The sequence below is a fragment of the Virgibacillus sp. DJP39 genome, assembly GCF_049310925.1.
Classification (GTDB): Bacteria; Bacillota; Bacilli; order Bacillales; family Amphibacillaceae; genus Virgibacillus_F.
Genome location: NZ_JBMERP010000115.1, coordinates 1 through 8187 on the forward strand (window position 1 = coordinate 1; position 8187 = coordinate 8187).

At 36.5% G+C, this 8187-nt stretch carries 9 protein-coding genes; 8 read left to right on the forward strand and 1 reads right to left on the reverse strand.

Annotated features, from left to right (window positions below):
- The 4 genes from ACOI1D_RS20145 to ACOI1D_RS20160 form a co-directional block, all read left to right on the forward strand.
- Nucleotides 1-219, forward strand: a 219-nt coding sequence (locus ACOI1D_RS20145; RefSeq protein ID WP_422503825.1) for an alanine-zipper protein, incomplete at its 5' end; no start/stop codon positions are given.
- A 179-nt stretch (nucleotides 220-398) separates the two neighbouring features.
- A complete protein-coding gene (locus ACOI1D_RS20150) occupies nucleotides 399-1205 on the forward strand; it encodes an LCP family protein (protein ID WP_422503827.1) in 807 nt (268 codons plus the stop codon).
- Between the two features lie 291 nt (nucleotides 1206-1496).
- The gene (locus ACOI1D_RS20155; protein WP_422503828.1) at nucleotides 1497-1652 is read left to right on the forward strand and encodes a hypothetical protein; all 156 of its coding nucleotides are present in this window, start codon (nucleotides 1497-1499) and stop codon (nucleotides 1650-1652) included.
- 265 nt (nucleotides 1653-1917) lie between these two features.
- Nucleotides 1918-3231 carry an O-antigen ligase family protein gene (locus ACOI1D_RS20160; RefSeq protein ID WP_422503830.1) on the forward strand — a complete coding sequence of 438 codons (1314 nt, stop codon included), beginning with the start codon at nucleotides 1918-1920 and terminating at the stop codon, nucleotides 3229-3231.
- A 94-nt stretch (nucleotides 3232-3325) separates the two neighbouring features.
- Here the strand turns inward: ACOI1D_RS20160 and ACOI1D_RS20165 are convergent, their stop codons facing one another.
- Nucleotides 3326-4111: an SDR family oxidoreductase gene (locus ACOI1D_RS20165; RefSeq protein ID WP_422503832.1), complete on the reverse strand. Its 786-nt coding sequence runs from the start codon at nucleotides 4109-4111 to the stop codon at nucleotides 3326-3328.
- Nucleotides 4112-4275: 164 nt separating this feature from the next.
- Here ACOI1D_RS20165 and ACOI1D_RS20170 point away from each other — a divergent pair, with 164 nt between their 5' ends.
- The 4 genes from ACOI1D_RS20170 to ACOI1D_RS20185 all read left to right on the forward strand — a co-directional run.
- On the forward strand, nucleotides 4276-4989 hold the full coding sequence (locus ACOI1D_RS20170; protein WP_422503834.1) for a SurA N-terminal domain-containing protein: 714 nt from the start codon (nucleotides 4276-4278) through the stop codon (nucleotides 4987-4989).
- A 156-nt stretch (nucleotides 4990-5145) separates the two neighbouring features.
- The gene (locus ACOI1D_RS20175; RefSeq protein WP_422503836.1) at nucleotides 5146-5436 is read left to right on the forward strand and encodes a DUF2442 domain-containing protein; all 291 of its coding nucleotides are present in this window, start codon (nucleotides 5146-5148) and stop codon (nucleotides 5434-5436) included.
- Nucleotides 5437-5633: 197 nt separating this feature from the next.
- Nucleotides 5634-6815 (forward strand): M20 metallopeptidase family protein, encoded by a 1182-nt coding sequence (locus ACOI1D_RS20180; RefSeq protein ID WP_422503838.1) that lies wholly within the window; start codon nucleotides 5634-5636, stop codon nucleotides 6813-6815.
- Between the two features lie 349 nt (nucleotides 6816-7164).
- Nucleotides 7165-8187: amidohydrolase (locus ACOI1D_RS20185; RefSeq protein WP_422503840.1), on the forward strand; the 1023-nt coding region annotated here is incomplete at its 3' end.

The window sequence follows — 8187 nt, forward strand, 5'->3', positions numbered from 1 at the left end:
CAAAAGCTTTATGACAAAACAAACGAAGGAATCAAGGATGATGTGGATAATTTAAAGCAGGATTCCAAAATAGCAAAAGAAACAGTTAACGAAGCAAAACAGGATTCTAAAGAAGCTGTAGCAACAGCTAAAGAGACAAAACAGGATTTAAAACATGCAGGAAAAAAAGTTAAAGAGGCAAAAGAAGAATTAGTTAATGGATCAAATTCTCAAAGCTAATAGTTTACAACACTCCCCTTTCTAATAGATGACTTTTAAAAATAGCGCCTTGAAGCGCTATTTTTTTCTGTCCAGATAAATGTTTTGAAATAGTTCAGTGGAGTGTAACTGGATTTGATTAATAAAAGCGGATATGGCAATACTGCATAACACCATTTATGTACGTATTGGAGGATATAATGAAAAAAAGCGGTTTTTTATTAAAAATAGTTGTAACTGTTTGTCTGTTTGCTCTATTCACTGTCGGTATTTCAATGGCTTCATCTGTACCCAGAGTTGCAGAAGATTACAAGCAAGATTCGGTTTATAACAATATAGCAGGCACAGTAAAAAATAAAATGGATGAGCTGGTTCCTTTTAACAGTAAAGATGACCTTAGACAGTCACTTGATGAGAAACCACTCCGAATTTTATTAGTAGTTGAGGATCAACAACAAAGCAGCGAGCTTACAGATGAGTTAGCAGCAGTTTTAAAGATTGATTCAAAAGGGGAAAAGATTGAATTGGATTATATTCCCGAGTACACGGGTTTAACCCATGATAAGGCAGGGTCTATTGAAACTTTTGAAGACAGACTAAATATGAACCTGGATTATTATATTCAAGTGAAGGCGGGGATACTCGCTGATACCGTAGATGCTGTTGGTGGCATAACCATAGAGAATGATGGTGAACGGGCTGGTTCTAAGCAGCTTGATGTGGCGGGAGAAATGCATCTTAATGGGGCACAAACGATGAGCTACATTAATCCCGCAGTACAAGTTCCACGTGAGGCGGGCAATCAACTGCAACGCCAGATCCAGGTTGTAAATGCATTGATGGAAAAGCTTACGACTATTCGATCCATTGATGCAGCAGTTGATATGCTGGATTTAATGAACAAGAATGTTAACACGAATATGAGTCTTCAAGTGATGATGCAGATTTTAAAGAGTTATGCTCAGGTAGGCGAGGATTTAGAAATTATCCCTGTCAGTGGACAATAATAAATCAGTGTTCAGTCACATAGTAAGAATTTAGAGGAGTCCCTGTTACCAGAAACTATTCATAATAACTTCTGGTGACTGCCCCTTGTTTCTTTGACTTTGGAATATCAATGTACCAGCAGATGGAAAGAAGTTTTTGAATACATACAAATAATGCATTGTAGAATACTACTATAGTTGTCTAAATATATAATCTATTAACCTATAAAAACTGAAATATTAATTATTACTATATTTCCGTTAGGAGTTCTTTAAGTAAGGGGAGTCCTAATCAATTTGATGGAGGATCATATGCGTACTATAAAGAGTAATGAAGAGGAACAACTGAAAACATTAATGTGCAGTGTTTACACGAAGGCTAATGCAGGGGCGTCCCTGCAGGAAATCATGAAAGAACTTACCAGTCAGCTACCCGGAATTATCAAGCAGGAGAAAGCAGTCAAATAAACATAGCCGGTTATACTTATACACAGCAATCTAAACACAAAAAAGAGGTTAACCAGAGCCACCATCCTGGTTAGCCTTTTGTGATTTTGTGATGCTAGGAATTGTATCATTTTTCTCTGAATATGTTGTTCTTTATATCGAACTAAGATATAATTTAGCAAACAAGGGGTTATGATTAGTAGTTATATATGGGTGAGTCGGTTCTCTATGAGATTATTCTATTAAGCAAGATTTTTCTTAAAAAAAAAGGAGATTTGCCAAAGTCATGCAACTACCAGTTAAACAAAAATATTTTATACTGATGACGATTTTCGTTACGGCATATCCATTTATGGTTTTTCCATTATTTAATATTTATTATGCTTCTTTTATCAAATTACTTTATTTAAGTCTTTTTACATTTGTAATGTGGTATTTTCTTATCTTTCAGTCAGTAAAAGAAAAAAGATTTCCCGGGATTATTCAAACCAGGGGAGAAAGGTTGGCGGCACTGTTTTTGTTCATCATTTGTCTTTCTACTCTGTTTTCAACAGATCCGCTAGTTTCTTCTTTCGGGGGAGAATACAAGTTTCAAGGGTTACTTGCCTGGTTTAGCTATATATCTCTTTTTCTTTTTACATATAACTTAGTCCCGATCAATAAGCAGTTCAACATCATCAGAATGGTAGTTTTCGCCTCTTTCTTTGTTGGGGTGTATGGCATTTTACAGCATTATTATCTTGCAGTTATGACAGGTGAGCAAGTGGAAAGTAGCTTTGTAAGAAGTTGGTCAACATTTGATAATCCAAACTACTTTGGGACGTATCTTGTAATCCTGATGATTCTTGCAATGACCCTATTTCTTTCAGCGAAAAAACTGGGTGAGAGTTTTATTTACTGGGTTATTGTTTCCACTCTTTTTTTGGCAATTTTATTTACAGCAACGCGTGGTGCCTGGATTGGCGAGTTTAGTGGGATGATCATCCTGACTGTTTTACTTGTATGGAAGAGAAGGGACATATGGAGGAAATGGACTTTTTTAGTTCTCAGCTTATTTTTCTTGCTATTTATTGTGGATTTGACGGAAAACAATTTTTTTACAAGTAGAGTAATTAGCATTGGTAATGATGCAGAATCTGTTATTTTAAACGAAGGGGAAAATGGTGATGCTGGAGCAGGACGATGGCGGATTTGGAAAACATCCATACCCTTTGTAAAAGAGCACTTTTTAATTGGATCTGGTCCAAGTACTTTTTCTATTGAATTTCCATCCAGGATAAATGAAGAGGGAGAGTATGTCAGCTCAAAAAAATTTGACAACTCACATAATGAATACCTTGAAACTGCGATCACCATGGGTATCCCTGCATTACTTGTATACATAGCTCTAATGGTTACCGTTCTAAAAAGTGGTTTGGTAGCCGCAAAGCACTTTGAAGGGGATCAGGAAATAGTTGCATATGGCTTAATAGCAGCAATATGTGGTTATCTAGTACAAACCTTTTTCAATATAAGTGTAGTAACAGTAGCCCCATTCTTTTGGGTTGTATTAGGAATGAGTTACGCTGTTTCAATGCGTGTAAGAAATAAAACAGAGTGAGTAGAATTTGTTATCGGTTACCTTATTAACAAATTTTACCAATTATAAAGGCAATGGCGGAGTCAAGCAACCATTGCCTTGAAATGTAGACCTTTTATATTTCCTTCTCCCAGTATTCCGCTTCTTCTTCTTTCATCTGCTTTTCTGTTTCCTGTGGATAAGCGGTGCGGAATTTATGAGAGTCTTTAGGAATGACTTCAACCATCTTGTCAATCATGTTTTGCGGGTCAAATTGACCATCGACTCCTTTATCTTTTTCCTCTATATCTTCTGCCGGTGTAAAGTGGATTCCATCGTTGTACCATTTCCATTTTGCCTCAACTGCACGGTCGTTAAATCCTGTCGCGAATGGACCTGGGTTAATCATGGCCACTTTTACGCCGAATTGCTTAAGTTCTTTTTCCATCGTTTTGGCAATTGCCTCAACAGCATGTTTGGATGCAGCATAAAGGCCACTGTATGGAGATGCCATAATGCCCGCCATTGATGACATGAAAATAATTTTCCCATCTCTTTTTTTCACTAGCTTATCTGCTGCAATTTGAGCAGTTTCAAGCGTACTAAAAACGTTTACTTCAAAAATTTCACGGAAAATAGACATCGGGACTTCTCCAAGTGGTCCACCTTCATTTATAGCAGCGTTTGCTACAAAAATATCAAAGTCATACCGTAGCATGCGTACTCTGTCTTCCGGTTTTTTAATGTCCATCTTGAATACTTCTAGTTCAACACCTGCAGCATCAGCTTCCTCGCGTAAAGATGTTACCTGTGCATGTATTTCAACCGGAGCAATTACCCGGTGGCCTTCCTTCGCTAATCCTATTGCTGTTCCTTTTCCAAGACCGGTTGCTGCTCCGGTAATTAAGATTGTTTTTGCCAATTCTTACACATCCTTTTAACTATGGTTTTCTCTAATGTATTCCCACCAGTTAGTGGAGATAAACAAACATTTAATACGTAAAAGATTCAAATTTGATGTTTAAAAAAGTGTTTATCGAGGAATTTATTTGTAAAGCATAATTAACAAGAAAGAGGGGATATTTTATGAAGCAAAAAAGTTTATTAATTGTATTGGCTGGTGTTTTAACACTTCTTCTAGCGGCTTGCAGTGGACAAGAAGATGCTGCAGAAAACAATACACAATCAAATGCAGAAAAGGATAACTCCTCTGACACCACAGAGGTAGAAAAAGTGGCTAAGGATAAAGTGGTAGCTACTGTTAATGGCGAGGAAATTAAAGGCAGTAAATATAATGATATGTATAGCCAGACTCTAATGACGTTTAAGCAAGGTGGACAGGATGCAACCAATGCCGAATTGGTGCAGAAACAGACGTTAAACAGATTAATTGAAAAAGAATTAATTCTTCAGGAAGCTGAACAAATTGGTATTGAGGTTTCCAGTTCAGAGATCAGTGAACAACTAGAGCAGATTAAATCGCAGTTTGAAAGCACTGAGCAATACCAGAAACAGCTTACAGAGCTCGAAATGACAGAGGAATCACTGAAAAATCAGCTTGCTTTTGAGATTAAGTTAAATAAATATATCGAACAGGAAGTTCCTGAAGTAGAAGTAACTGACAAGGAAATCCAAACTTACTATGAACAATTAGCAAGTCAGCAAGGTGAGAAAGCTCCAGCTTTAGAAGAAGTGAAACAACAAATTAAACAAACGGTAGTGAAACAGAAAAGACAAGCTAAACTTACTTCCGCTATCGAAATTTTAAAAGAAGAAAGTGAAGTTGAAACACTACTTTAATAGGAACGATGAAAAATGAGTGGATCTAATGAAATCCACTTATTTTTTTGTTAAGTCGGATAGGATATTCTCATAGCTAAATAAATACGTAAATGATACTATGTAGCATGGAATGATTGTAAAGAGATTCCATTATTTAAAGAAGGAGCTTTTTTAATGCCTAAAGTAATTAAAGCAAAACCAATACCAGCTTTAGCAGGTTGGCTTTTATGTGAGTTCGACAATCAGGAGAAACTTTTTGTTGATATTCGTCCATCTATAACAGGAACGCTTGAAATATTAGATGACCCGGAGATTTTTAAGCAGGTTTATGTAGATCATGATGCAGGAACTGTTGCCTGGCCGGGTGATCTTCATATAGACTCGGACACGCTTTATAAAGAAGGGATCCAAATTGAGGATATAAAAAATTTGGTTGAGAGTGCTAAGAATGAAGGAAATGGGTAATTGTTCTGACAAGCATAATTACTAGGTTAATTTTTTGTGCAAAATTAACCTAGTAACTAACCCTTGAAAAACAGTTAATTTTACATAATGTATATCTTCATATAATAAAAATCATAAAATTATGGACAAAAGGTCTATTTCATTCTGGTGGTCTACTGTGTATGCTGATAGTAATAAACATATACGGAGGGATTTTTATGTTAGATTCGCGCTTATTTACACGCCTAGATGAATTGTTTCCTGAATTGATCGAGTTTCGCAGAGATTTGCACATGAATCCGGAACTATCTTTTAAAGAAGTAAATACACCGAAAAAAGTTCAATCATTTTTGGAAGGTTTGGGTATAGAAGTCAAATCGAATGTAGGCGGAAGTGGTGTAGTAGGTTATCTTAAAGGTGGGAAGCCGGGTAAAACGATTGCGCTTCGTGCTGATTTTGACGCTTTACCTATTCAGGATGAAAAAGAAGTCGAATATAAGTCGCAAGTTCCAGGAGTCATGCACGCCTGTGGCCACGATCTTCATACAGCATCTCTATTAGGTGTAGCAAAAATTCTAAGCGAGGTAAAGGACGAGCTTAATGGAAACGTCGTTTTCATTCATCAGTTTGCTGAAGAACAGATTCCTGGTGGAGCAAAATCAATGATTGAAGATGGTTGCTTAGATAGTGTTGATATCATTTATGGTGCACACGTATGGACACCACTATCCGTGGGTACGGTTGGTATTGTAGAAGGAAATACTATGGCTGCAGGGGATAGTTTTGAAATTGAAATATCAGGAAAAGGTGGACATGGAGCACAACCGCATTTAACAGTTGATGCTGTTACAGTTGGTGTGCAATTGGTTAGCAGCTTGCAGCAGATTGTAAGTCGAAAAGTTGACCCCTTAAATCCTGCAGTAGTTACTGTGGGAACATTTAATTCAGGGCAAGCTTTCAACATTATTGCTGATAAAGCGAAAATAACGGGTACTGTCCGAACGTTTGATGAAAATACGCGTGATTTAATAGAAGAATCTATCAAAAAGATTGCTGCAACTACATGTGAAGGTTCAGGGGCAAGAGCAAGGGTAGATTATACAAGAGGTTATCCAGCAGTTTGGAATCATCCAGGACCGATTAAAAAAGCAGAATACCTTGCTCAAACACTAGTTGGTGAGGAAAATGTGATAAAAGTGAAGCCGTCAATGGGGATGGAAGACTTTGCTTACTATTTAAAAGAAATTCCAGGCGCATTTCTTTTCGTCGGTGGCAGAAATGAAGAGATCCAGGCAACCTATCCGCACCACCATCCAAAATTTGATGTAGATGAACGTGCTATCCTGCATATTGGAAAACTATTCACTTCAATTGTTTTGGACTTTTTGTCTAATAAATAGATTGTTTTACTGAAAAGATGAAGCTGACTTATCAGATAGGCTATTAGAGAAATTTTCTAATAGCCTTTTTATGGTGTTATAAAAAATTATTATCAACTTGAAAATAGGTTTAGTAAGAACTCAAAGAAATAAATTCCGCATCATGTTTAACAAAACGTTAAATGATGTAAGTAGTTTTTTTACAAATAGTAAGATGAAACGAACAATTTATAATATTATAATATAAAGAAGAATCAGAAAAATTATAGGATACAGGAACAGTCGAAACTATTTTTATTATCGTTTAAAGAAATTGTTTAAGGGGGGAGCAAAGAACAGCAATCTACTCTTAATCAAGGGAGGGTGAGAAATGGATGCTACTATCATATTTATTAATGGAAAAGTGATTACTGTGGATGAGAATTTTACTATCGTTGAATCACTAGCTGTTAGTGGGAAATATATTGTTGGTCTTGGAAGTTCTGTGGATACACTATCGAAATATAAAGGTAATGAGACTGTGATAATAGACTTAGAGGGTAGAAGTTTATTACCTGGGTTCATTGATGCTCATGCTCATTTAGAGCTTTATGGAACAAATAAAATGGGTGTTAATTGTAAAGAAGTAGATAGTATAGAAGAAATTAAAAAAACTATGAAGGATGTCGCGGAAACTACGCCAGAGGGTGAATGGATTCGGGGATGGGGTTACAATCAAAAAAGTTTACTAGAAGAAAGACATCCAAGCCGAGTGGATCTAGATGAGATTTCCACAACTCATCCGATTATTATAACGCGTACATGTAACCATATATCTGTGGTAAATAGTAAAGCACTTGAATTAGCCGGAATAAGTGAGAAAACATCTGATCCGAATGGAGGTAAAATTGGAAAAGAAAACGGAATACCTAATGGCGTTTTATATGAAGCAGCTCATATGAAAATGTTCTTTGAAGCACTTCACCCCGAACCACAAATGCTCGATGCGTTACAAATTGCTTCGGAAGATTATATTAAAAAAGGTATTACTAGTGTCCATGATGCAGGAGGCTTTACCAACCATCACTTTAGACATTTGTCTCAAGCTGTACAGGAAGGAAAAGTTAAACTACGAGTTAACACGATGATTGGTTCATTGTATGATTCACCGGGTGTCATGAATAAAGCCCTTGATGCAGGAATGGTGTCTGGTACAGGTGATGAAAATTTCCGAATTGGTCCTGCCAAAGTATTTATCGATGGAAGCAGTAGTGGTCCAACAGCAAAAACAAGAGAAGTCTATACGAGTAACCCAAATGATTCAGGTATTTTACATTTGACTCAAGAAGAGCTAAACCAAAAATTAGGAAAAGCTCATCAATATGGATGGCAGATAACAGCTCATGCAATTGGG